The organism is Acinetobacter sp. AOR41_HL, assembly GCF_027854645.1.
Classification (GTDB): Bacteria; Pseudomonadota; Gammaproteobacteria; order Pseudomonadales; family Moraxellaceae; genus Acinetobacter; species Acinetobacter nosocomialis.
In genome coordinates, this window is record NZ_JAKTHZ010000019.1 from 20,488 (window position 1) to 43,783 (window position 23,296).

The 23,296-nt window shown below is 37.5% G+C and carries 24 protein-coding genes and 2 pseudogenes; 8 read left to right on the plus strand and 18 right to left on the minus strand.

Annotation, left to right across the window (positions count from 1 at the left end; genetic code table 11):
• Positions 1-3: 3 nt before the first annotated feature.
• The 4 genes from purT to MKL35_RS05850 all read right to left on the minus strand — a co-directional run bounded on the left by purT (position 4) and on the right by MKL35_RS05850 (position 2,908).
• Entirely contained in the window at positions 4-1,221 is a 1,218-nt protein-coding gene (gene purT, locus MKL35_RS05835; protein ID WP_106479501.1) for a formate-dependent phosphoribosylglycinamide formyltransferase, read from the minus strand.
• Positions 1,222-1,323: 102 nt separating this feature from the next.
• Complete coding sequence (locus tag MKL35_RS05840) at positions 1,324-1,713, minus strand: tautomerase family protein (protein ID WP_032011954.1); 390 nt, start codon at positions 1,711-1,713, stop codon at positions 1,324-1,326.
• 129 nt (positions 1,714-1,842) lie between these two features.
• Entirely contained in the window at positions 1,843-2,184 is a 342-nt protein-coding gene (gene ygaH, locus MKL35_RS05845) for an L-valine transporter subunit YgaH (protein ID WP_004709233.1), read from the minus strand.
• Between the two features lies 1 nt (position 2,185).
• Positions 2,186-2,908, minus strand: a complete 723-nt coding sequence (locus MKL35_RS05850; RefSeq protein WP_081404493.1) for an AzlC family ABC transporter permease — start codon at positions 2,906-2,908, stop codon at positions 2,186-2,188.
• A gap of 119 nt (positions 2,909-3,027) precedes the next feature.
• On the opposite strand from MKL35_RS05850, the gene MKL35_RS05855 reads away from it, so the two are divergent.
• Positions 3,028-3,498, plus strand: coding sequence for a hypothetical protein (locus MKL35_RS05855; protein ID WP_002050258.1), 471 nt, complete (start codon positions 3,028-3,030; stop codon positions 3,496-3,498).
• A gap of 71 nt (positions 3,499-3,569) precedes the next feature.
• Here the strand turns inward: MKL35_RS05855 and MKL35_RS05860 are convergent, their stop codons facing one another.
• Positions 3,570-3,905: a hypothetical protein gene (locus MKL35_RS05860; protein WP_032011956.1), complete on the minus strand. Its 336-nt coding sequence runs from the start codon at positions 3,903-3,905 to the stop codon at positions 3,570-3,572.
• A gap of 161 nt (positions 3,906-4,066) precedes the next feature.
• The gene (locus MKL35_RS05865; protein WP_032011957.1) at positions 4,067-4,774 is read right to left on the minus strand and encodes a Crp/Fnr family transcriptional regulator; all 708 of its coding nucleotides are present in this window, start codon (positions 4,772-4,774) and stop codon (positions 4,067-4,069) included.
• A 92-nt stretch (positions 4,775-4,866) separates the two neighbouring features.
• Between MKL35_RS05865 and MKL35_RS05870 the strand changes: the two genes are divergently transcribed.
• The gene (locus MKL35_RS05870) at positions 4,867-5,388 is read left to right on the plus strand and encodes an Mpo1 family 2-hydroxy fatty acid dioxygenase (RefSeq protein ID WP_004709226.1); all 522 of its coding nucleotides are present in this window, start codon (positions 4,867-4,869) and stop codon (positions 5,386-5,388) included.
• Positions 5,389-5,433: 45 nt separating this feature from the next.
• Here the strand turns inward: MKL35_RS05870 and ychF are convergent, their stop codons facing one another.
• The 8 genes and pseudogenes from ychF to MKL35_RS05910 form a co-directional block, all read right to left on the minus strand.
• Complete coding sequence (gene ychF / locus MKL35_RS05875) at positions 5,434-6,525, minus strand: redox-regulated ATPase YchF (protein ID WP_002050104.1); 1,092 nt, start codon at positions 6,523-6,525, stop codon at positions 5,434-5,436.
• Positions 6,526-6,618: 93 nt separating this feature from the next.
• Positions 6,619-7,278: pseudogene (locus MKL35_RS05880) on the minus strand (methionine ABC transporter permease).
• Positions 7,259-8,335 (minus strand): methionine ABC transporter ATP-binding protein, encoded by a 1,077-nt coding sequence (locus MKL35_RS05885; RefSeq protein WP_081404494.1) that lies wholly within the window; start codon positions 8,333-8,335, stop codon positions 7,259-7,261. Before MKL35_RS05885 ends, MKL35_RS05880 begins: the two are co-directional and overlap by 20 nt.
• Positions 8,336-8,340: 5 nt before the next feature.
• Positions 8,341-9,174 carry a MetQ/NlpA family ABC transporter substrate-binding protein gene (locus MKL35_RS05890; protein WP_032011959.1) on the minus strand — a complete coding sequence of 278 codons (834 nt, stop codon included), beginning with the start codon at positions 9,172-9,174 and terminating at the stop codon, positions 8,341-8,343.
• Between the two features lie 13 nt (positions 9,175-9,187).
• On the minus strand, positions 9,188-10,018 hold the full coding sequence (locus tag MKL35_RS05895) for a MetQ/NlpA family ABC transporter substrate-binding protein (protein WP_002050216.1): 831 nt from the start codon (positions 10,016-10,018) through the stop codon (positions 9,188-9,190).
• A gap of 14 nt (positions 10,019-10,032) precedes the next feature.
• Complete coding sequence (locus MKL35_RS05900; RefSeq protein WP_032011960.1) at positions 10,033-11,445, minus strand: LLM class flavin-dependent oxidoreductase; 1,413 nt, start codon at positions 11,443-11,445, stop codon at positions 10,033-10,035.
• A pseudogene (locus MKL35_RS05905) lies at positions 11,445-12,668 on the minus strand (SfnB family sulfur acquisition oxidoreductase). Before MKL35_RS05905 ends, MKL35_RS05900 begins: the two are co-directional and overlap by 1 nt.
• A gap of 12 nt (positions 12,669-12,680) precedes the next feature.
• On the minus strand, positions 12,681-13,916 hold the full coding sequence (locus MKL35_RS05910) for an SfnB family sulfur acquisition oxidoreductase (protein WP_106479500.1): 1,236 nt from the start codon (positions 13,914-13,916) through the stop codon (positions 12,681-12,683).
• Between the two features lie 345 nt (positions 13,917-14,261).
• Here MKL35_RS05910 and MKL35_RS05915 point away from each other — a divergent pair, with 345 nt between their 5' ends.
• The 5 genes from MKL35_RS05915 to MKL35_RS05935 all read left to right on the plus strand — a co-directional run bounded on the left by MKL35_RS05915 (position 14,262) and on the right by MKL35_RS05935 (position 18,833).
• Positions 14,262-15,026 carry a glutathione S-transferase family protein gene (locus MKL35_RS05915; RefSeq protein WP_004709210.1) on the plus strand — a complete coding sequence of 255 codons (765 nt, stop codon included), beginning with the start codon at positions 14,262-14,264 and terminating at the stop codon, positions 15,024-15,026.
• A 540-nt stretch (positions 15,027-15,566) separates the two neighbouring features.
• A complete protein-coding gene (locus tag MKL35_RS05920; protein ID WP_004709208.1) occupies positions 15,567-16,460 on the plus strand; it encodes an amino acid ABC transporter substrate-binding protein in 894 nt (297 codons plus the stop codon).
• 93 nt (positions 16,461-16,553) lie between these two features.
• On the plus strand, positions 16,554-17,396 hold the full coding sequence (locus tag MKL35_RS05925) for an amino acid ABC transporter permease (protein WP_004709206.1): 843 nt from the start codon (positions 16,554-16,556) through the stop codon (positions 17,394-17,396).
• A gap of 2 nt (positions 17,397-17,398) precedes the next feature.
• Positions 17,399-18,076: an amino acid ABC transporter permease gene (locus MKL35_RS05930; protein ID WP_032011963.1), complete on the plus strand. Its 678-nt coding sequence runs from the start codon at positions 17,399-17,401 to the stop codon at positions 18,074-18,076.
• Positions 18,077-18,089: 13 nt separating this feature from the next.
• Positions 18,090-18,833, plus strand: a complete 744-nt coding sequence (locus tag MKL35_RS05935; protein WP_002049786.1) for an amino acid ABC transporter ATP-binding protein — start codon at positions 18,090-18,092, stop codon at positions 18,831-18,833.
• 50 nt (positions 18,834-18,883) lie between these two features.
• Here the strand turns inward: MKL35_RS05935 and MKL35_RS05940 are convergent, their stop codons facing one another.
• The gene (locus MKL35_RS05940; protein ID WP_199983314.1) at positions 18,884-20,200 is read right to left on the minus strand and encodes a DcaP family trimeric outer membrane transporter; all 1,317 of its coding nucleotides are present in this window, start codon (positions 20,198-20,200) and stop codon (positions 18,884-18,886) included.
• Between the two features lie 344 nt (positions 20,201-20,544).
• Here MKL35_RS05940 and MKL35_RS05945 point away from each other — a divergent pair, with 344 nt between their 5' ends.
• The gene (locus MKL35_RS05945) at positions 20,545-21,015 is read left to right on the plus strand and encodes an Lrp/AsnC family transcriptional regulator (protein WP_002050132.1); all 471 of its coding nucleotides are present in this window, start codon (positions 20,545-20,547) and stop codon (positions 21,013-21,015) included.
• Positions 21,016-21,057: 42 nt separating this feature from the next.
• Here MKL35_RS05945 and MKL35_RS05950 read toward each other — a convergent pair whose 3' ends face one another.
• The 3 genes from MKL35_RS05950 to MKL35_RS05960 form a co-directional block, all read right to left on the minus strand.
• A complete protein-coding gene (locus MKL35_RS05950) occupies positions 21,058-21,807 on the minus strand; it encodes a YebC/PmpR family DNA-binding transcriptional regulator (RefSeq protein ID WP_002050219.1) in 750 nt (249 codons plus the stop codon).
• 162 nt (positions 21,808-21,969) lie between these two features.
• A complete protein-coding gene (locus MKL35_RS05955) occupies positions 21,970-22,515 on the minus strand; it encodes a 1-acyl-sn-glycerol-3-phosphate acyltransferase (RefSeq protein WP_004887551.1) in 546 nt (181 codons plus the stop codon).
• Between the two features lie 208 nt (positions 22,516-22,723).
• Positions 22,724-23,284, minus strand: a complete 561-nt coding sequence (locus tag MKL35_RS05960) for a TetR/AcrR family transcriptional regulator (RefSeq protein WP_032011965.1) — start codon at positions 23,282-23,284, stop codon at positions 22,724-22,726.
• Between the last annotated feature and the right edge of the window lie 12 nt (positions 23,285-23,296).

Below are 23,296 nucleotides of genomic sequence, written 5' to 3' on the forward strand. Positions count from 1 at the left end.
AAATTAAGAATTTGTTTGAACGCTTACTTGATCAGCGGTTTCTTTCGCTAAAGTACGGGCAAGATCAGTATTTTCAGCACGAGCCGTTGCCACACCCATACGGCGACGTTTGAAACCTTCAGGTTTGCCAAATAAACGTAAGTCAGTATCTGGGTGAGCTAAGGCTACATTCAGATTGCTATAACTTAAATTATTAGCATCAACTCCAGCATAAATTACGGCACTTGCGGCAACACTGTGACGTGCTGTGTTTACAGGTAAACCTAAAATGGCACGGGCATGTAATTCAAATTCACTTTGATACTGAGACGCTAAAGTTACAAGTCCTGTGTCGTGTGGACGAGGGGAAACTTCACTGAACCAAACTTTATCACCCTTGATAAACAGTTCTACACCAAAAATACCACAGCCACCAAGTGCTGTTGTCACTTTATTTGCAATACGTTTTGCTTCTTCAAGTGCAGCAGGTGTCATTGGTTGTGGTTGCCAGCTTTCTACATAGTCGCCTGCATCTTGGCGGTGACCAATTGGGTCACAGTAGTGAGTTTCAATTTCACCGGTTTCAGGGTTTTTAGCACGAACGGTAAGTAAGGTAATTTCAAAATCAAAATCAATTTGAGATTCAATAATGACAGTGCCTTGGTTAACACGACCACCTTGCATTGCATATTCCCAAGCCGCGTCGACTTCATCGAAACTTTTTACGCGAGACTGACCTTTACCTGAAGATGACATGACTGGTTTTACAAAGTTCGGATAACCAATATCATCACAAGCTGCGCGGAAACTTTCTAAAGAGTCAGCAAAACGATAAGCAGAAGTAGGTAAACCAAGCTCTTCAGCCGCAAGACGGCGAATACCTTCACGGTTCATGGTGAGGTTTACAGCTTTAGCAGAAGGAATGACAGTTGCTGTTTGGTTAGCTTCAATCTCAAGCAAAATTTCTGTCGCAATCGCTTCAATTTCTGGAACAATTAAATTCGGTTTAACTTTTTCAATGAGCTGTTTTAATTGAGTTGGATCAGCCATGTTTAACACATAAGAAAAATGTGCAACTTGCATAGCTGGTGCGTGATCATAACGGTCGGCTGCATGTACTTCGACACCAAGGCGTTGTAGGGAAATTACAACTTCTTTGCCAAGCTCTCCTGAACCTAACAATAAAACTTTAAATGCAGAAGATTGAAGTGGGGTACCGAGTGTCACGCTCATGCGAATCATCCTGACAAAATTATTTTTTTAAGCATAGCAGAACTTATGGTGGAGTTAAGCCTTATAACGCATAAAAAGATGAATTTTGTCAGACAATGAGGTAAGTCGTTTTTAAACGTTAACTTGATAATTTAAACGTAATTCATCTGCGTTTTGACCACGAATACCCCAATTTTCTTTAGGGGTTTCGAAAATTGTGATTTCAATGTCTTGAGGATTAATTCGGCAATACTGTTCAATATTACGAAATAAAGTTTGGATTAATCTTTTCTTGGCTTCGCTGCTTCGGCCAGTAAACATTGAAAGTTCAATAATAACGTAGTGCTGGCTTCGATCTGAAGGATAGATAAAGTTTTCTGGTTTAAGGCTAATAAACCTTTGAAATCTTTTCTCGATTGGGTATTTCAACTCTTCAATGAGCGCTTGATGAATCGCATGAGAAAGCATTTCTCGATATTGCATGATCGTTTGTTCATTTGCATAAATTTTAACTTGTGACATTTTTATCTCTAATCGCTAGATGGTGTTATCTTTTAATAAATTTCAAAAATGAGTTTTTCATGCGAGAAGTCATTATTTTTAATCACTTCTAGCATTTATATATTATATAAGGTTGATAAGTTTATCTATTTATAAAGGTAAATAAGTGTAGATCAAGCCATAAACGAGTGCAGCAGTTAACGTCGCAGGAACAATTTTCTTAAATTTAAAATAAAGACCTGCTAAAACCAGAAAGCCGATGAGCATTGCTAAACTTTTATCTGGATTTTTAAGAAGTGGTGGCAGGGTGGCAACCACAAGCATTGCACTAATTGCAGATATACCAATACTTCCTAAAGCAATTTTTATCCAGACAGCTCCACGTTTTTGATGAGTACCTTGTAGTTTCTGTATAACAAAAAATGGTCCGAAGCGGGAAGCAAAATTAGCAATACCAACAATAATACCGACCAAAATAATTTCTAAGTTCATATTAGGCTTCAACCTCATCAAACTGTTTCAGCACATAATGTTTAAATAGACCTGCTAAAATGCCTGAAAAAATACCAATAAAAATAGCAGCAGATAAGTTAATCCAATAACAGGCCAAGGCTGAAACGACTAAGGATACACCGACGACTAAAGTATGTTTACGTTCAAAAGCCGCGAGTAAAAAACTTAAAAATAAAGCAGGTAATAAGAAGTCTAAAGCTGCTTGTAAAAACTTTGGAAGGTGAGCGACTTGATCTGCAAATAGCCCACCTAACAATGAACCACTAGCCCAAGACATCCAGCTGAACAGACTTAAGCCTAACATCCAAGATTCAGACCATTGCTGTTTGCGCTGTGAAAGCTGAATCATTCCACTCGCAAAAACCTCATCTGTAAGGCCCCAAGCCCAAACAGCCGTCTTTTTTAAGTTCAATTTATTTGGAATTAGGTTATACAGTGCTGGACCATAAAGTACATGGCGAATATCAAGAGCAATAACCGTTAGGGCAGTTAGCCAAATAGAGGAGCCGCTTGCTAAAAGAGCCACCACTAAAAATTGGCTAGCACCTGCATACATTGAACATGAAAGAAAAAATGCTTCCCACGGGCTAAAACCAAATTGGGATGCAGAAACGCCAAAGGCAAAAGAAACCGGTAAATAAGTAAGTACGATGGCTTGACTATCTTTGGCACCCTGCCAAAAAGTTGTTGTTTGAGCAGCCATCTGTTGTTGATTTGACACAAGACACCTTGGCAGTAAACCAATTATAAAAACTTGAAAGATTGAGTATTGTAGCCGAATTTAATAGCATAGTGCCGAAATGTTTAATTCGGCAGTTTGATATGTTCAAGTCAAAAACTCGTTTAGTTTATATCGCCATCCTGAGTGCGAGCGTATTTATATTGCAAGGCTGTGATAATGGAAATCAGAGCACGGATAAAAAAGTTGAAATTAAACCAGCGCCGAAATTAACCAATGATGCAACGGCCTATGCAAACAAAGCATGGACACTCATTAATACGGTTGATCCTTTAGTCTATGGAAAACAGCTTAGTCAGATAAATGATAAAGTTCGTAAACCACTGCGTCAGCTCAGTACGGATTGGCGTATTAATGTGAAAATGACGGATTCGGTCACTGAAGGAAAATATGCGCTTTGCCGCAAAGCCTTAACCAGTTTAGATGTGTGGGCGAGAGAAACTGTGGAAAATGCAAATTCTGTTGCTCAAAAACAGGCTGATTATGAGCGTGATAAGCAGCAATGTAAGGACGCGATTGATAATCCTAATTTAGGAAATACATCTCCGAAATAAAGAGACTACATATAAAAAAAAGCGAGATTTTAAATCTCGCCTTTTTGTATCCATAAATTAATCAATATTAATTATGGTTTTGTTGCGGTTTTAGCAGTGTTCGCAGTTTTTACAGCATCTTGTTTCATTTGATGAGTAGCTTGATTTGCTTCTTGTTTAGCGTGAGTGGCGCTAGTCATTGCAGCATGTTTCTGCTCATTCATATCTTTTTTAACATCTGTTTTTGTTTTTTCAGCTTCTTTTTTTGCTTTTTGAGCAGTAGTCTTGCCGCTTACAGCAACACATTTACCGCCTTTATGATGTGGTCCAGTTCCTCCTTGGAGTTGAGTTCCTTTTGGACATGCAAATGCCGAAACACTTAACATTCCCAATACGCCAGCTGTAAGAATTGTTGATAATTTTTTCATGTTAATCAGCGCCTTGTTGAGTATTATTGCTCAGTTTGAGTGTAAGATGAAAATTTCTGTTTTGGAATACTTATTTTGTGAAATAGAGTTTGAACAATGTTTTATTTTGCAGTGTTATCTGATTTTTTAATTTAATTTTAAGTTTTTATTATATAGCACCTTTAAGTATGCGATTTTGCAATTAAATTTAATTTTTCCATATCTAAAATCTCAATTTTTCTAAACGAAATTTTAATAATATTTTGTTTTTCTAAAAGGTTTAATTCATGATTAATGGTTTGTCTTGAGACGGTTAGCATATTAGCTAATTGGTCTTGAGAAATATGAATTTGTCTTTCTTGGACAATAAGATGATTGCCGTAACCCTCTACAATAAATAAAAGACGTTGAGCAAGTCTTTGAGAAAGACTGCGTGTTTGTATGGCAATCTGTTCTAAAAAAACATATCTGAGCTTTTGACTGGTTAAGCGCGCAAAATAATACCAATAATACGGATTGTCCTTGAGTAGCTCATTTAATGGTTTTGCAGGAATATGTAGAACTGTACTTTTTTTCAAAGCAATCGCATCGTGCGAACGTGGTTCATGGTCAATTAAAGATATTTCACCGAACCACATAATCGGCTCAGCAATTGCAGAAAGTGCTTCATTACCATTTACATCGACATAACCTAAACTAATTGAGCCTTCAAGGACGGTATAGATCCCATTAAACTTATCTTTAGCGTGGAAAACATAGCTGTTTTTCTCAAAAGTAATTTGCTTGCCATGTTCTAGAATAAACTTTTGGAATGCTTCCGGAAGCACACTAAACCATGTGTTTTCTTTTAATCGGTTAATATAAATAAGATCCAATATCAGCCCATCCATGAAAAAATTCATTACTTTGTCAAATAGCTGACAACTTTAAATTTTCCTTATTTGTACAGTATGACTATAGTTAGGTGAATAGGGAATTACTCATGTCAAATCTGGAACAGAAACTGAGCCAATATGCGGCTTATCATTTAAACCATCAAAATATTTTGACGCACTTTATCGGTATTCCACTCATCGTGTTTTCAATTTTATGTTTAACTGCGAAAGCTGGAATCGATATTGGTAATTTTAAAGTTACTTTAGCTATGGTGCTGATTGTAGCTAGTACAGTTTACTATTTATTTTTAGATAAAGTTTTTGGCTTAATCATGCTCATGATATTGGTAGCTGTGTATCCATTAGCCAGCCAAATTGCCGAGCTTCCTTTAAAACAATGGTTGGCAGCAAGTATTGGCTTCTTTGTAGTGGGATGGGTGTTTCAGTTTATAGGTCATTATTTTGAAAAGAAAAAACCTGCTTTTGTTGATGATGTAATAGGACTTGCGATAGGGCCATTATTTGTATTGGCAGAATTTATATTTATGCTAGGTTTTAGAAAGCCTTTGCATGCGCGTATTCTACAAGAGGCCCGTAGTAAACGAGAGGCGATGGATTTAGGTCATTAAATATAAAAAAAGCCCCAATATGTTGGGGCTTTTTTTAGCTTTAACTTAAACGTTAAAACGGAAGTGCATTACATCACCGTCTTGAACAACGTAAGTTTTACCTTCTAAACGCCATTTACCAGCTTCTTTAGCGCCGTTCTCACCGTTGTATTGTACAAAGTCATCGTATGCAACAACTTCAGCACGGATAAAGCCTTTTTCAAAGTCGGTATGAATCACACCAGCTGCTTGAGGAGCGGTTGCACCAACTTTTACTGTCCAAGCACGTACTTCTTGTACACCAGCAGTGAAATAAGTTTGTAAACCTAAAAGCGCATAACCTGCACGAATAACCACGTTTAAGCCAGGTTCTTCCATACCCATTGCTTCTAAGAACTCAGCACGATCTTCATCTTCTAATAATGAAATTTCAGCTTCAATCTGGTTGCAAAGAGGAACAACGATAGCGTTTTCTTCAGCCGCAAGTTTTTTAACTGCTTCTAAGTGTGGGTTGTTTTCAAAACCATCTTCTGCAACGTTTGCAATATACATAGTTGGTTTTAAAGTCATTAAACCAAAACCACGAACTAATTTACGCTCGTCATCAGATAAATCAGCTGCACGAGCTGGTTTACCTTCGTCAAGCAACGGTTGAATTTTTTCTAAAACTGCTTTAGTTGCTACAGCTTCTTTGTCACCGCCTTTAGCTACTTTAGTTAAGCGTAATATTGCTTTAGCAACAGTTTCAAGGTCTGCAAGTGCAAGTTCAGTATTAATAGTTGCGATGTCGTCTAACGGATCAATTTTGCCATTTACGTGAATGACGTTTTCATCTTCGAAACAACGTACAACGTGAGCAATCGCATCAGTTTCACGAATGTTAGCAAGGAACTGGTTACCCAAACCTTCACCTTTTGAGGCACCAGCAACAAGACCTGCAATGTCCACAAATTCCATTGTAGTTGGCAAAATACGCTGTGGTTTAACAATCGCAGCAAGTTTGTCTAAACGTGGATCTGGTACAGGAACAATACCTGTGTTTGGTTCAATGGTACAGAAAGGGAAGTTTTCCGCTGCAATCGCTGCTTTCGTTAATGCATTGAAAAGTGTAGATTTCCCTACGTTTGGCAGACCAACAATACCGCAATTAAAACCCATGAAAACCACTCACAAATGTGTAAATTAAAAATTGTCGCTGATTTTACATGAAAGCCATGACAAAGTCATGGCTAGAGCAGGGGTGTATTGCTTTTAAACTTTACGTTTATCAAGTTGCTGGGCTAATGCATCGCCAGTCGCTTGTACTAACATGACTAAAACAATGAGCACTAAAATTACAGCCAACATAATTTGCATATCAAAACGTTGATAACCATATCGATAAGCAATGTCTCCTCAACCACCTGCACCAATAGCACCAGCAATCGCAGATGAGTTAATCATAGTCACAATAGTCACGGTAAAGCCTGCCACAATACCCGGTAAAGCCTCTGGTAAAAGTACATGCCAAATAATTTGTTTACGGTTACAACCCATGGCTTGTGCTGCTTCAATTAAGCCTTGATCGACTTCACGTAAGCTGACTTCTGCAATACGCGCAAAAAATGGAATAGCCGCAATCGTTAAGGGAACCACCGCTGCCCATACGCCATAACTTGTACCCACAATCCAGCGAGTAAGCGGAATAAGTGCAACCATTAAAATAAGAAAAGGTACTGAACGAGTGATATTGATAACCCAACCCAAAGACTGATTAATCTTTTGCGACGGGTGAATGCCATGTTCAGAAGTGCTGACTAAAATAACAGCTATAGGTAAGCCAATTAAAAAGGCAATGAATGCAGATGCGCCTACCATAAGCAAGGTATCTACAGTTCCAGTAATTAATAAATCAATGAGCTGGTCTTGCATAGCCAAGTACCTCAAATTGTGCATGTGCTGTTAATGCATCTTGTTGTATAGATGAAAGATCAATTTCTACGTTGGGAATACCCATTAAAAGCGAGCCAATAATATGTCCTTGAATGGTATCCACCTGACTTTGATATAAATTGACTGGTGCTTTAAATCTAGCAAGGAGTTCTTGAATATCCAGAACCTGATGTGCTTCCGCCTCATATTTCAGTTTTAGGATTATATGAGTCGAATTTTCATCGGGTAGAGGACTGATTTTAAAAGGTAGAGTAATCTGTTCAAGGTTCAGTAACTCTTGAGTAATTTGTTGTTCTGGTCGTGAAAATACCGACCAAACTTGTCCAGCCTCTACAATCTCACCTTGATCAATCACTACCACCTGATCACAAATTTCTCGAATCACTTGCATTTCGTGAGTAATTAATACAATGGTGAGGCCTAGTTCCTGATTAATCTTTTTAAGTAAAGCCAAAATAGTGGCAGTACTTTCAGGGTCGAGTGCTGAGGTCGCCTCGTCACATAGTAAAATTTCAGGGTGGTGAACAAGTGCACGTGCAATACCGACACGCTGCTTTTGTCCGCCCGAAAGTTGTGATGGGTAGTAGCCAGACTTATCTGATAGTCCCACTAAAGCCAGAACTTCATTTACACGCTCATTGATATCTGCTTTGTTATAATTGGAAACTTTCAAGGGCAATGCCACATTTTCCCAAACTGTTTTTGCAGACATCAAATTGAAATGTTGAAAAATCATTCCAATACGCTGGCGGGTTTGGATGAGTTCGGCATGACTCAATTCAGCAATGTTTTGTTGATGAATATGAATACTACCTGTATTTACTTGTTCTAAGCCATTTAAAGTGCGGAGTAGGGAAGATTTTCCCGCACCACTTTTACCAATAATGCCTAAAATCTTACCTTGTGGAATATCAAGGTTAATTTCTTTTAACGCATGCAGTTTTTGACCTTGAGATTGGTAAAACTTATTTAAACCACGAATTTTGATATGAGGTAGAGAAAAATCAACTTGTGATCCAAAACTCACCATTGCCATTCTCCTTATTTCCAGCCTTGAAACCACAAACCTTTACCAAAGTCTTTATCCAGAATGTCTTGTGCTTGTTTTGAGTTCTGGAATGCTTTAACAAAGGTTGCAAGTTTTTGGTTTTTGTCTTGGTAATCGCGACGGGTCACAAACAAAATTGCATATTTTTTATCGATTGGATCTAAAAATAATGCGCTATGTGGGTCGGTTACCTTTGCCATTTTTAAGTAGTGGGGGAAGCCGAAAATTAAATCGACATCATTATATGCATGTGCGGTTTGAGGGCCTTCAACTTCAACAAAGCTCAGCTGTTTAGGATTTGCAATAATGTCTTGGGTTGTTGAGAGCTCATTATTTATATCTTTAAGCTGAATTAAACCTGCACGGTGCAATAAAATTAAAGCACGAGCTAAATTGACTGGATCATTTGGAATAACTACACGTGCTTTTGAAGGTAATTCTTCAAGTGATTTATATTTTTTTGAATATAAACCGACATGACTTCCTGAGCCCACACCATATGCATGTAAGTCATAGCCCGTTTCTTTAACAGCATTACGTAGAAATACGCTTTGCTGGAAAAAGTTTGCATCAATATCACCGTTTTGTACGGCAACGTTTGGTGCCCGCCAATCAGAAAATTCAACAAGCTTGACATGAACGCCTTGCTTTTCTACTTCATTGGCAACGCTTTGTAATAGCTCAGCATAAGGCGGGCTAATACCAATCGTTAAAACATCATCGGTTTGTTTATTTTTAATATAACGATAACCGACGAGGCCCAGAACTACGATTAAAATCGTAATTCCGAGTAACCAAGACTTATGCTGTTTGAACTGAATCGCCATAATCTTTCCGTTATTACTTCCAGCCAGGGAACCAAAGTTTTGGCCCAATCTCAGCGTCTAAAACAGCTTTAACTTTTGGCGAGTTTTGATAGATCTCAACAAATTTCTTTAATTTGTCGCCCTTATCTTGATAGTCATCACGCACTACAAACAAAATGGCATAACGCTTATTGGTATTGTCATCAAGTAAAAGTGCACTATTAGGATCAGCTGTTTTTGCTAAGCGTAAGTAATGTGGATAGCCAAAAGCCAAGTCAACATCATCAATCGCACGGGCAGTCTGTGGCCCTTCAACCTCAATGAATTGCAAGTTTTTAGGGTTTGAAACAACATCTTTGAGTGCAGATAAATGATTGTTTGAATCTTTAAGCGTAATTAATTTAGCTTGCTGTAAAAGTAGTAGCGCACGACCTTGATTCACCGGATCATTTGGGATGACTACGCGTGCGTTTTGTGGCAATTCCTCTAAGCTTTTATACTTCTTTGAATAAAGTCCCACATGTGACGCTGCACCTACTGCAAATGCCTTTAATTTAAAGCCAGTTTCTTTAATTGCATTGTCTAAGAAAGGTTGATGCTGGAAAAAGTTCGCATCAATATCCCCATGATTTAAGGTAATGTTTGGGGTATTCCAGTCAGAAAACTCAACCAGTTTTACATTTAAACCTTGTTTTTTTGCTTCATCGGCAGCAGCTTGTAAAGGTTTTGCAAATGGTGGACTAATGCCAATCACAAGTTCATTTGAGCCACTTTGACGATGTTTATTCCATAAGAATAAAGCAACAAAAAGGACTACAACGACTAGGCCTACGCCTAGCCATTTTTTTGAGGCTGTTTGAGCCATGTCTATCTCCAAATTTAAGCAGTTATTTCTTCAATTGTTGTTAAGTTTTTGCTGTTGTTATAGGGAATACATCGGAACGCTTGAACAGGGTGGTGTTCTGGTAATTGATCACCCCGATTAAAAATTTTGTTCCGTAGTGAACCCGCTTTATATGCAGTTTTATAGCGACCACGTTGTTGTAGCTCTGGAATGACCAAGCGAATAAAGTCATGGTGAGACTCAGGTGCAACAGTACGTGTCAAATTAAAGCCATCAATATCAGTCTCATCTAAAAGATGAATTAAGTATTCAGCAACCTCTTCGCCACTACCTACGATAAGGGGATAACGACCACCTAAAACATGCTGAGCTTTTAAGTCATTTTTTGTGATTTGCTGTTCTTTAAACTTTTCGGTAATCGAAACAATGCTGTTACTTTTTTGGTAAGGGATCGCTTCATCGTCAGCAAATTTACTTAAGTCAATGCCTGTTGAACTCGCATAATGCGCTAAGCCTGCTTCAGGACTTGCGTACTGACGATATTCATTAAGTTTCTGTACAGCCAGATCATGTGTGTCGGCAACAACAACGGTTATACCGACAAAGACTTTAATGTCATCCGCTGAACGGCCTTGCTGTTCTGCAAGAGCACGAATCTTTTTCACTTGTTCACGTATTTTTTCGGGTTTGTCGCCGCCAATAAATACACACTCAGCATGACGAGTCGCAAACTGCATACCTTTAGGTGAAGCACCTGCTTGAAATAGGGTTGGAGTGCGTTGTACAGAAGGAGACACCTGAAACACACCTTCACTCTGGTAATACTTTCCATGGTGGTGAATGGTATGCACCTTAGATGGGTCTGTAAAAACACGCCGTGCTTTATCTTTTTTAACTGCGTCGTTTTCCCATGACCCTTCCCAATATTTATAACAGAGCTCTAAAAATTCTTCGGCTTGTTCATAGCGAGCATCATGGTCTTTTAAACCTTTTTGACCAATTAAGCGTTCAGCACTATCTAAATAACCTGTCACGATATTCCAGCCAATACGACCTTGAGTTAAATGGTCGAGACTCGCAAAGCGGCGGGCAAATTGATATGGATGCTCATAGCTTAAGTTCACAGTGACCCCAAAACTTAAGTTTTGAGTAACTGCCGCCATAGCTGAAATAAGTGTAGATGGGTCATGGCTCGGAAGCTGAATGGACTCTTTTAAAGTGAGATCAATACCATTTTGATAGACGTCATACACACCTGTAATATCGGCGATAAACAAACCGTCAAATAAACCACTTTCTAAGGTTTTGGCTTGTTCTGTCCAGTAGCTCAATTCGTTAAAACGATGTGATTCATCACGTGGATGTGTCCATAAGCCATGATTGATATGACCAACACAGTTCATGTCAAAGGCATTTAGTAGAATTTCTTTTGCTTTAAAGTCTGCCATTACAATGTCCCCCGACGAGGTGGTAGAACACCGTTAAGAACATAGTTCCCAATAAAGTAATATTTCCATCGTGCAGCATCGTGTAAGGTATGTACGCGTGCATTTCGCCAAAAGCGATCTAGACCATCTTGCGACTGACTACCACGGCTTCCTGCAAGTTCAATCAGCTTAGACGATGCTTTGAGTGCGATATCGGTACTATGAGCACGTACTTTGGCAACATCGATGGATGCTTTAGCAATGCTTTCAGGTGTGGTTTCAATTTTTGCGGCATCAATTGATTGAGCTGCCTGTTTTAATAACACTTCACTTGCTCGTACATCGACAGCAATGCGTCCTAGCTCATAAATCGTTAAAGGATCTTGGTTTGCAGTTTCTACATTTGAATCAATCCATGGGCGGGCTTGATGCACTCTTTGCAAACTTTCTTCAAAGGCCGCACGTGCAATACCTACCTCAATCGATGCATGCATGATTTGGGCAAAAGGGCCGACTAATGTTGGTTGTAAAAATGCAGTATCAAAAGGAATGACATCATCTGCATCTACAAAAACCTGATCAAATTTAACCGTTCCGCTGCCTGTGGTTTTTTGTCCAAAACCAGACTAGTCATCAACAAGTTTTAATCCTTGTGAACCACTTTTTACAAACGCTAGATATTCTCGGCCTGCATCATCTAAAACTAAGGTTGGAATACGGTGAGCAAATAAACTTCCTGTGCAGTAAAACTTTTCACCCTGAATGAGATATCCATTTTCATGGGGACGAATATTGGTTTGTTTATGGGTTGAAGTTTTGGTTTTAAACTCAGCAAGTGCATTACCAAAGCGAGTGCCATTTAAAACTTCGCCGTATAAACGTTGTTTTTGAGCTTCTGTGCCTGTATTACGTAACACTTCTAATGCATAGAAATGGTTTTGTGGAATTTGTCCGATTGAACCATCGGCACCACTTAAAAGCGCAATTACTTTGGCAACGGTATGGCTTGAAACTTCAGCACCGCCATATTGCTTTGGCACTGTAATTGCCCAAAGTCCAGACTGGCTCAATGCATCAATTTCGGTATACGGTAAAATTCGTTTAGCGTCTCGCTCAACTGCGGTTTTTTTAAATTGTTCGGCAAATTGTTTGGCGACTTCTAAAGCTTCAGCATCATTTTGAATAATATGTGCTTGACCAGATGCCGATGTTTGTTTGGTTTGAACCGATTGATATGAAGTCATGACAATTGCTCCTTAAATCCAGGCATGGCGGGCAGGGAAATGACCATTAAGGTAATAATTGCCAATGGCATGTAATTTCCAGCGAACAGGGTCGTGTAAGGTATGTACACGGGCATTTCGCCAATGTTGATCTAAATTGTGTTGGCTTAAGCTCGAACGGCTACCACCTAGCTCTAGTAGTTTTTCAGAGATTTGTAGAGCTGCATCATTGGCGTAGACTTTTGCTTCAGCAACCAAAATTGAAGCTTTAGCTACTTGTTCATCAGTCACATTTTCAAGTTGGTCAAGTTCATCTAAATATTCAGCAGCTTCATCAAGCAGTAAAATTGCTGCGTCGAGTAAAATATTTAACTTACCCACTTCTTGCAGTGTGTAATGTTCAAAGCTGGCTTTTTCAACATTTGCATCAATAATTGGGCGTGCTTTGTGTATAGTCGATAACGTATCTTCAAAAGCAGCTTCCGCAATACCGACATCAATTGCCACTTGTAATAGCTGTGAATACGCACCGCGATAGGTTGGAGTTTGCGTCAATAAACGTTCATCAAAAATAAGTTCAGGATTAACTTCAACTTTATTTAATTTAACCGTACCACTCGCTGTAGTACGCTGACCAAACCCATTCCAGTCATTAATCACTTCAATGCCTTGAGCATCTCGGTTAACAATCACTAAAACAACATGACCTTCATGATGAACCGCTTTAATTGCGAGCCAATGCGCAAAGCTTGTTCCTGTCGAATAAAACTTTTCACCGTTTAAAATATATTTTCCATTTTCAATGGTAAGGGTAGTTTTTAGTGTTTTTGAGTCATGTGTATTACGCTCTGGACCACCGTTGGCAAGACGTTTGCCAGCTAATATTTCTGAAAAGATAAATTGTTTTTGTTGTTCTGTACCCATGATTTCAATCAGGTTCAACAGGCTAATCTGATTTTGTGGAATTTGACCAACATTTGCATCGCCTTTACTTAAAATACGGAAAACTTGTGCCAGTGTTTTATTGGAAACAAATGCACCGCCATATTTTTTTGCAATGCGAATTCCACCTAAACCTTTTTGGCTAAAACTTTCAATTTGCTCATAAGGAAGTTGGCGTTGTTGATCACGTGTATTACGACCCTCTAAAGCAAAATCAGCCACTTGATAAGCAGCATTAATCGCTTGTTGATCATTTTGAATGACTTGGACGTATGCCGTCGTTTTAGATAGAGAATTAGACATAATGACACCTTGTATTGCTGTCATTACCTTACAAAAGAAATATTTTTCCACTAAACGAAGACTTATGCTCAGCTTATGAATAAAAATGCAAAGCACTTTTTTTGATTTTTAATAGATAAATAGAGATATAGAAACATATTAAAAATCAAAGAATTATAATTTTTATTTGCAAAATGAATTACTAAAGCCTTTTTAATATGAAAAAGAGCTATAAGTACGGTAAAAAAAGATATAAAAAATATAGACCTAACTGTCAGTGAAAAATGAGCACAATATCCATTGTTTTCATTAAAAATAGCTTCTAAAGTATCTATTTACCGAAGACGATTTTTGTACGAATAGTCAAATAAAAATAAACGTGGAGATTTTATGCGGGTTTTGTATCAGTTTCCTTTATCTCATTATTGTGAAAAAGCTCGCTGGTTGTTAGACCATAAAGAACTTGATTACGTTGCACATAATTTGATTCCTGGCTTTCATCGTGCTTTTGCACAACTAAAAACAGGGCAAAACTTATTGCCGATTTTGAAAGATGACCATCGCTGGATTGCTGAATCAACTAAAATTGCGCTTTATCTGGATGATACTTATCCAGAACATGCACTTTTACGCCGTGATGAGCAACTTAGGCAGCAAACACTTAAGATTGATAGTTTGGCAGATGAACTGGGTGTGCATGTACGTCGTTGGGCACTAGCGCATACTTTAGCCCATGGCGACCATGCTCTCGAGATTATGATGGGCGAACAAGGTTACTTGCGTCAGTTTGAAAAAATATCAAAACCTTTCCTCAAAACTTTAGTAAAAAAGAACTATAAGCTTGAAGAAGAGGTTGTGAGTCAGTCAAAAGAGCGTATGGATGAACTCATCAGTGAGCTGAATCAGTACCTTATTGAAAACCAAGGACGTTATATGGTTGGAGACCGATTAAGCCTCGCTGATATTTCAGTATGTTCTATGCTTGCACCTTTATTAGAAATAAAAGGTACGCCATGGGAACCCGAAGAGGATGAAGAGGTGTCTCCAGAGTGGAGCAATTATCAAAAAAGTTTACTTGATTTGCCACTTGGACAATATGTTTTAAGAATCTATCAAACTGAAAGAAATGCCCGCGTTGATTGGCGAGGCATTTAATTTATAGGTTTTATAAAAAGGCTCGAAATAAATCGGGCCTTTTTTATATTTCTAAAAACTTTTTAATTGTAAAAAATATTACTATCAATTTTATAAATGGATTTTATTAAAACATTTATAAATATTATTTTGATGATTTATCTTCTTTTTGAGAAAATTAATCTACGTTGCTCTAACTATTTAATAAGTTTGCTTTTTCTTTTTATTAAAAAATAATCTTTTTCTAAAAACAGTTTTTAGAAAAATTTAAGCGACTTTATTGTGCATATGTTTACATTGTAATCAATATTTGCCACATTTAAGTGTAAATAGATGAGCTTAATAATAGACAGAAGATTAAAACATAGATTAAAGTAGAAACATGTGAGCAGTTTTAAAGGTATTAATTCTGCGAAACAGATGAATAATAAGTGAAGCAAATGGATGGAGTCCTGCTTGGAAAAGTTGGCTCGATAATTGCAATTTAATAATAAATCGCTCTATTTCTCTATAAGAATCATTCTGTAGACAAATAGAGAGAATGATCATCAAGGAGTTCTTATGAAACGTTCTGCAACCTCTCTCATTGTTTCAACAATTATGCTTTGTACGGTTGGTGCTACTTCTCAAATTCAGGCAGCAGATACATTAGCTAAAATTAAAAGTACTGGAAAAATCGTTATTGGTCACCGAGAATCATCCGACCCGATTTCATACGTTGTTGGAGGTAAACCGGTAGGTTATGCAGTCGACATTTGTAACCAGTTCGCAAATGATATTAAAAAAGAATTGAAAATGCCTGGTTTAAAAGTTGAATACAAGGCAGTAACTTCATCAACACGTATTCCTGAGCTTTTAGCCGGCAATATTGATATGGAATGTGGTACAACCACAAACTCTAAACAACGTCAGCAGCAAGTTGGTTTTTCAACAAACTACTATGCAACAGAAGTGCGTATGGCTGTTAAAGCCAACTCTGGTATCAAGAGTCTAGCTGATTTAAATGGTAAAGCGGTCGTTACGACTCAAGGTACAACATCAGACAAGTACATTAAAATGAATGAAAAAGGTCAGTCACTTAATGTACAAAACATTTATGGTAAAGACCATTCTGACTCGTTTGCCATGATGGCATCTGGTCGTGCCGCAGCATTTGTTATGGATGACAATATCTTAGCTGGACTAATTGCTAAGTCATCTACACCAAAAGCGTTCGCAATTGTAGGGCCAGTACTTTCATCAGAACCTTATGGCATCATGATTGCAAAAGATGATCCAAAATTTAAAGCAATTGCCGACCGTACCGTAAATAATTTATGGAAAACTGGTCAAATGGACGCTTTATATAAGAAATGGTTCTTATCGCCAATCCCACCAAAAAATACTAATTTGAACATGCAACCAAGTTCATCTTACAAAAAACTTAAAGCTCACCCAACAGATGCAGGAATCTAACCAGATCCTTTTGTCCTAAATTTACTTGTGCAAGTGTAAAACTTCATTTGCACAAGTGGTCTATTTTCTAAGATATTCATTTAAGGGGCAAACATGTCAGTCGGCTCGCTAAACTGGACTATATTCTGTGCGGAGTCTAATGAATATGGTGTCGATAAAGCCGCATGGGCAGAATCAGTTTGTAAAGTCATTGGTAGCTCTAGCTACAATGCTTATTCTGAGGCGCCCACATGGTTACAAATGTTAGGTTCTGGTGTCTTTACTATGGTATGGACTGCCGTTGTAGCCTTTCTTATCGCATTTTTATTAGGTTCTCTCCTCGGGGTAATTCGTACTTTACCCAATAAACCGCTTGCTTTTATCGGCAACTGTTATGTCGAAATATTCCGTAATATTCCTTTAATTGTACAGTTATTCTTCTGGGCTTTTGTATTCCCGGAGTTCTTACCAGATAGTTTAAGTGCCGGAAGTGGGGACGTCGTAGCAGGTGGCTGGTGGAAAAATATTTTAAATCATCATCCTGCTGTTATTGGCGTTTTTGCTTTGGGTCTATATACCGCAGCACGTGTTTCTGAGCATGTAAGAGCGGGGATTAACACGGTTTCTCGTGGACAAAAATTTGCAGCTTCGGCAATGGGTTTTACAACAGCGCAAAGTTATCGTTATGTGATTTTACCAGTTGCATATCGTACGGTATGGCCAACCATTACTTCAGAAGCAATGAACGTTTTCAAGAACTCGGCTGTTCTATATGCATTAAGTGTTTTGAACTTCTTTGCTTACACCAAAACCATGCGAGAAGAAACTTCTCAGGACATTATCATTCTTATTCTGTCTACGCCGGTTTATTTAATCATTACCTACACCATTAAATTTGTGATGGCATGGATTGAAAAACGTATGGCTGTACCAGGTTTAGGTTCGGGAGGAAAATAATTATGGATTTTTCTCTACTACATAACCCTGATGTTATTGCTGCATTAAAAGAAGGTTTTATCTTCACGCTTACGGTAACGGTGCTTGCGATGATGGGGGGGATCCTGATTGGAACTCCATTAGCAATGATGCGTTTATCTAACAGCACCATGGCAAGTAACTTTGCAAAGTTCTATGTAGATCTATTTCGTGGTATTCCATTAATTCAGGTCATCTTTATTTTCTATTTTTTGTTACCAAAAATATTTGAGTTTCAATCAGATACTTATTGGGGACCATTATTTTCGAGTGTTGTAACCTTTGCTATTTTTGAAGCTGCATTTTTCTCGGAAATTGTACGTTCCGGTATTCAGTCTATTTCAAAAGGTCAGGTCAATGCAGGCTACGCTTTAGGGTTTACCTATGGGCAATCTATGCGTTATGTAGTGTTACCGCAGGCCTTCCGTAATATGCTCCCAGTATTACTCACTCAAACTATTATTCTGTTTCAGGACGTGTCATTAGTTTATGTTATTAGTGCTCCGGACTTCTTAGGTCGTGCAGATACATTGGCTAATACATATGGCCCTGAAACGAAAGCAACATTCTACTTAATCGTCGCTGTGGTGTATTTCTGTAGCTCGTTTGTGCTATCGCAATTAGTCAAACGTTTACAGAAAAAAATTGCCATCATTCGCTAATTGGAGATTTTAAATGCCAATGATAGACATCCAACATATCTCTAAATGGTATGGTGATTTTCAGGTTTTAACAGATTGCACGACGAGTATTGAAAAAGGTGATGTCGTTGTTGTTTGTGGGCCATCTGGTTCAGGAAAATCAACGCTCATTAAAACTGTAAATGCTTTAGAACCATTTCAGCAAGGTGACATTATTGTTGACGGGGTTTCATTAAAAGATCCGAAAACTGATCTGGCGAAATTCCGTTCTCGTGTAGGAATGGTGTTCCAGCATTTTGAACTTTTTCCGCACATGACTGTTTTGGAAAATTTAACCATTGCTCAAGTGAAGGTATTAAAACGTTCAGTTGCCGAAGCGCGTGAAAAGGGGCTTAAGTATTTAGAACGAGTTGGGTTACTTGCTCATAAAGATAAATTTCCAGGACAACTCTCTGGTGGCCAGCAGCAACGTGTTGCAATTGCTCGCGGTTTATCTATGGACCCAGTCTGTATGTTGTTTGATGAGCCTACTTCCGCACTAGACCCTGAAATGGTAGGTGAAGTGCTTGAAGTTATGGTGCAACTTGCTCATGAAGGTATGACCATGATGTGTGTTACCCATGAAATGGGCTTTGCTAAACGCGTATCTAACCGTTTAATTTTCATGGATGAAGGTAAAATTCTTGAAGATTGTCCAACCAATGAATTTTTTGATAATTTAGAAGCTCGTCATGAGCGTGCTAAACTTTTCTTGCAGAAAATTCAGGCAATGCATTAAATACAGCAATAAAAAAGAGCCTATAAAGGCTCTTTTTTATTGCTAAGTTTTTAGAAATTATATTTTGCTAATAAATTTATGCGTGAGTAATCGCCTTTATCATCTCCAAATGTTTTGCGCTGGCCATAAGTATATTCTGCACCTAAGTCAATATTCTTAACAGGGTTCCAGATTAGGTTTACCAGTGCATTATAAATTTCCTTGTTATAACTGGTATTATTCAAATTACTATTTGCGTATGTGTTGTCATCTTTATATTGGACTCCGCCAATTGCGAAAGTAGAGCGTAATATTGGATTCCATTTACGTTGATAGCCGATCACTGCGCTATCAAATTCACCTAATTGGATGTCTTGAGCAGCCGTGTCGTATGCATAGGCAGAGTTGCTATAAGACAAATAGCGTCCATCACCTTTAACATGATAATAGTTGGCAACTACACTATCTTGAGGGGTAATATTATATTTTCCACCTATGCCGACACCCCAACCAAATTTTTCTTCAGATGCACTATCCTTAGGTGCTACTCGGTTTTCATGAACAAGTCCATGAAGTTGTAATAAGCCTTTATTATCAGCAGTTTTAAAATCATATCGAGTGGTTAGAGCAGGGAAGCGGCTTCCACCCGCCACATTTCCTACTTTTTCAACATCACCACCTTCTAAAGCAAATAATATTTTTTGTTGTGCATCAATAGGCTGTGTATAACGAACTTGTACTGTACGTGTTGTTCCTGTACCGACTGCGCCAGTAAAGTCTAATGTTTCTGGGGATGTGTCCGTATTTACAAAGGGTGAAGTGGTTTGACCTGCTAACCATTTACCTAAAGACATATAGGCATGGCGTACCCGGAAAGTTCCACTACCATTGTCACCATTACCGGCCATAAAGTCGGCTTCAATTTTTCCAGTTAAATCGCCATATTGCGTAGGTCGTGTGATATCTAAACCAATACGTGTAGTTGCTGCAGATACATTTAGCGAGTCCTGTCTTGGATCATCTTTGTTTAAAGGATAGTTGGCTGCATTTGAAATGCTTCCATTTGAACCTTTAAAGTCATAAGTGGCATCTACTCGTACATTTCCATAAAGCTTAACTTGAGTTTGTCCATCAGGCATTTGCATCCAACCTGGTTTGCTCTGAGGAGCTGGTGAGCTAGCTACGGTTGTCGTTTGTGAAACTGTTGGAGTATTTACTGCTGATGCTGTTTTTTGCTGATTTGATAATTGCTGCACAAGTTGTTTTAACTCACCAACCTCTTTGCGTAAAGCATCTACTTCTGCGTCAGTAGCTGCATGGGCTGGCATAACTACACCTGTTAGGCTAATAGTAGTCATTGCTAGAACTAAAGTTTTGATATTTTTCACAAGCATTCCCCACATCGGATAAAGTTTTCCCGTATGGGCATAACAAAAACAGTGCCAACTTTTTAAAAAATTTTAAAACTATTGATTTTATTAAATAAAGCTTGAGATTTTTGAAATAAGATATACTTTTGCTGATGTGCTAAGTGAAACATTGAAAAAATATAACGCTATAGCGATTTCAAATGCGCTATAAATGCCATGCTACTGCACAGTTAACAGGCACAGACTTGATTCAAGATATTAAAGTAAAGCTTATTCCTACTTTTAATCGGGTTTGATTTTTAAAGTGGGCTTGGCTTTAGGATATACTGTTAAGTTATATAAAATGCTATTTGGAGAAAAGGATGGAGCTTGACCGTTTTGATAAACAAATTCTGGAAATTTTGTCTCATGAAGACCTGAATTTGAATGAGCTCTCAGAACGGATTAATCTTTCAGTTAGCTCTGTCCATCGCCGTATTAAGCATTTGATTGAAGCTAATATCATGGGGCAGCTTAAAAGAGAAATTAACTTTAGCAAACTAGGGTTTACTTTGCATATTTTGCTACAAGTCTCTTTAAGTAAACATGATAGTGAAACCTTCGATAAATTTCTTTCTGAAATTGAAGCCATTCCTGAAGTTACAAATGCATTTTTAGTTACGGGTCAAAGTGCTGACTTCATTCTTGAATTAGTGGCGCGCAATATGGATGACTATAGCGAAATTTTATTAAGACGCATTGGTAAAATTGACAATGTAGTCGCTCTACATTCGAGCTTTGTCATCAAAGAGTACAATGTATTTAACTGTTATAACTTATTAAATAAACTATAAAAAAACGCACCAATTGGTGCGTTTTTAATTTCAATGTTTGGTTTAAGCATCTAATTGAGCTAAAACTTCTTCCGAGAATTCAACGTTTGTATAAACGTTTTGTACATCATCAAGATCTTCAAACATATCAATCATTTTAAGAATTTGTTTTGCTTGGTCAATATCTGTAATTTCAGCTTTTGTTGATGGACTCATCACAACTTCTGCATTATCAGATTTTAAACCTGCGGCAGCAAGAGCATCTTGAACTTCACCAAAAGTCTCTGGTGAAGTAATTACTAAAATTTCATCTTCTGAAACTTCAATATCTTCTGCACCTGCTTCTAAAGCTACTTCCATGATTTTGTCTTCTAAAGAAACATCTTCAAAAGTAATTTCACCACGTTTAGTAAATAGATAAGATACAGAACCCGCAGTTCCTAAGTTACCATTTGTTTTACTGAAACAGTGACGTACATCTGGAACTGTACGGTTGAGGTTATCTGTCATTGTTTCAATAAGGACAGCAACACCACCAACGCCATAACCTTCGTAAGTTACTTCTTTTAAATCGTCATTGTCTTCACCACCCACACCGCGTTGGATTGCACGGTTAATGGTGTCACGTGTCATGTTGACTGAAAGTGCTTTTTCGACAACAGCACGAAGGCGAGGGTTGCTAGCAGCATCTCCACCACCAAGTCTGGCAGCAGTCACAATTTCACGAATATATTTAGTAAAAACTTTACCGCGACTTGCATCTTGTTTAGCTTTACGATGCTTAATATTGGCCCATTTAGAATGACCCGCCATGGAAGTGAACTCCAAAAATTAAAAAATGCAAAAGTGACAGAATATTATCATAGGCATGGTTTTCTTGAAAACTGTTGTCCTATGTTTTGTTAACCAATTAGCAACGCTTAGAAGGCGTAAATTTAAGTAAAAAATTAGTCTTAAAAGCGCTTACAGAACAAATTAGTTAATCTTCACATCAATATCATATTGCGCATAAAGTTCTTTAATTGTTTCAAGATCTTTTTGCAAATCTGAAGGGTAAATTTTACCTAAAATGCCACCTTTCTTTGTTCTTGCATTTGCATACATCAGTACAATTGGAACATTCGCAGCTTTTGCAATATGCCAGAAACCTGTACGAATAGGTTTGCGCTCAGATCCATCTTTTGCACGAGTTGCTTCAGGAGCAATGACTAGATTGAAGGTATCATTACTTTGAAATTTTTCGACCATTTGAGAAACAATATCTTTACTTGCTTTACGGTCTACCGGAATACCGCCTAGATTTTCAAGTATGGGCTTCATTGGGCCTTTAAAAAGCTCTTTTTTAATTAGCGTATGAATTTTTAAATCTAAGATTTGAAACAGAGCGATTGATAAGATCGCATCAAGGTTAGAAGTGTGCTCGAACCCAATAATTACTTGTTTTTTTTCAAGAATTGTAGGATCTACATCATAGGTCCAACCAACTGCTTTGAAGATAGAATTGCCTAAAAACTTTTTCATAGAGACGTGGGAGACAATAAGGTTGCGGAATTCTAATATGAGTTGGTCTAAAAGGGTAGAAAATTATCAACATGTTAAACTTTATTTATTTTAATTTTTAAATTGAAATATTTAATAAAATTTATATTTATTAATATTATATTTTAAATCCGTAATAGAAAAATATATAATAAATCAATTTAAAGTAATTTTTTATATATTAAAAATACTATGAATTCTCGGTTTTAATTAAATACTCGATATATCTCCATTTTTTTACAGGATCAATCAAATCTTTATCAATGGTTCCATCAATAATAATCCCATCAATAATCGAGATGATGATATGAGTAAGTGGAGTAGGGTCTTTAATATCTAACTCTACTAATAAACTATTGAGTAAATTGATAAGCCAATTTGTATATTCTTGAAATGGTTCACGAATTGAAGTGTATTGTTTAGATACTTCAATAAATGCCTTCTTAAACAAGCAACCGTTAAAGTTTTCGCTATTAATCCAGTCAATATACCAGTTAAAAATAAGATGTATTCTTTCAAGCGGCTCAGCATCTGGATGTAAACTTAATTTTTCATAAATTGAATTTTGTATATTAATATTTCGATGATGCAGACACTCCATAATTAAACTTTCTTTAGAGGGAAAGTATTTATAGAAAGTCATCTTGGCTACATTCGATTCAGCAATAATTTTATCTACGCCTGTAGCGTTATAACCAATTTGGTTAAAAAGATCCAAAGCAGTATTTATAATATCTTCTTTTTTTGACATTACTATTCCATT

What these genes read in the sequence shown, in the direction of transcription:
- purT (WP_106479501.1), bottom strand. Translation starts at nt 1,221, where the DNA reads ATGATTCGCATGAGCGTGACACTCGGTACCCCACTTCAATCTTCTGCA.
- MKL35_RS05840 (WP_032011954.1), bottom strand. Translation starts at nt 1,713, where the DNA reads ATGTCACAAGTTAAAATTTATGCAAATGAACAAACGATCATGCAATAT.
- ygaH (WP_004709233.1), bottom strand. Translation starts at nt 2,184, where the DNA reads ATGAACTTAGAAATTATTTTGGTCGGTATTATTGTTGGTATTGCTAAT.
- MKL35_RS05850 (WP_081404493.1), bottom strand. Translation starts at nt 2,908, where the DNA reads ATGGCTGCTCAAACAACAACTTTTTGGCAGGGTGCCAAAGATAGTCAA.
- MKL35_RS05855 (WP_002050258.1), top strand. Translation starts at nt 3,028, where the DNA reads ATGTTCAAGTCAAAAACTCGTTTAGTTTATATCGCCATCCTGAGTGCG.
- MKL35_RS05860 (WP_032011956.1), bottom strand. Translation starts at nt 3,905, where the DNA reads ATGAAAAAATTATCAACAATTCTTACAGCTGGCGTATTGGGAATGTTA.
- MKL35_RS05865 (WP_032011957.1), bottom strand. Translation starts at nt 4,774, where the DNA reads ATGGATGGGCTGATATTGGATCTTATTTATATTAACCGATTAAAAGAA.
- MKL35_RS05870 (WP_004709226.1), top strand. Translation starts at nt 4,867, where the DNA reads ATGTCAAATCTGGAACAGAAACTGAGCCAATATGCGGCTTATCATTTA.
- ychF (WP_002050104.1), bottom strand. Translation starts at nt 6,525, where the DNA reads ATGGGTTTTAATTGCGGTATTGTTGGTCTGCCAAACGTAGGGAAATCT.
- MKL35_RS05885 (WP_081404494.1), bottom strand. Translation starts at nt 8,335, where the DNA reads ATGGCAATGGTGAGTTTTGGATCACAAGTTGATTTTTCTCTACCTCAT.
- MKL35_RS05890 (WP_032011959.1), bottom strand. Translation starts at nt 9,174, where the DNA reads ATGGCGATTCAGTTCAAACAGCATAAGTCTTGGTTACTCGGAATTACG.
- MKL35_RS05895 (WP_002050216.1), bottom strand. Translation starts at nt 10,018, where the DNA reads ATGGCTCAAACAGCCTCAAAAAAATGGCTAGGCGTAGGCCTAGTCGTT.
- MKL35_RS05900 (WP_032011960.1), bottom strand. Translation starts at nt 11,445, where the DNA reads ATGGCAGACTTTAAAGCAAAAGAAATTCTACTAAATGCCTTTGACATG.
- MKL35_RS05910 (WP_106479500.1), bottom strand. Translation starts at nt 13,916, where the DNA reads ATGACAGCAATACAAGGTGTCATTATGTCTAATTCTCTATCTAAAACG.
- MKL35_RS05915 (WP_004709210.1), top strand. Translation starts at nt 14,262, where the DNA reads ATGCGGGTTTTGTATCAGTTTCCTTTATCTCATTATTGTGAAAAAGCT.
- MKL35_RS05920 (WP_004709208.1), top strand. Translation starts at nt 15,567, where the DNA reads ATGAAACGTTCTGCAACCTCTCTCATTGTTTCAACAATTATGCTTTGT.
- MKL35_RS05925 (WP_004709206.1), top strand. Translation starts at nt 16,554, where the DNA reads ATGTCAGTCGGCTCGCTAAACTGGACTATATTCTGTGCGGAGTCTAAT.
- MKL35_RS05930 (WP_032011963.1), top strand. Translation starts at nt 17,399, where the DNA reads ATGGATTTTTCTCTACTACATAACCCTGATGTTATTGCTGCATTAAAA.
- MKL35_RS05935 (WP_002049786.1), top strand. Translation starts at nt 18,090, where the DNA reads ATGCCAATGATAGACATCCAACATATCTCTAAATGGTATGGTGATTTT.
- MKL35_RS05945 (WP_002050132.1), top strand. Translation starts at nt 20,545, where the DNA reads ATGGAGCTTGACCGTTTTGATAAACAAATTCTGGAAATTTTGTCTCAT.
- MKL35_RS05950 (WP_002050219.1), bottom strand. Translation starts at nt 21,807, where the DNA reads ATGGCGGGTCATTCTAAATGGGCCAATATTAAGCATCGTAAAGCTAAA.
- MKL35_RS05955 (WP_004887551.1), bottom strand. Translation starts at nt 22,515, where the DNA reads ATGAAAAAGTTTTTAGGCAATTCTATCTTCAAAGCAGTTGGTTGGACC.
- MKL35_RS05960 (WP_032011965.1), bottom strand. Translation starts at nt 23,284, where the DNA reads ATGTCAAAAAAAGAAGATATTATAAATACTGCTTTGGATCTTTTTAAC.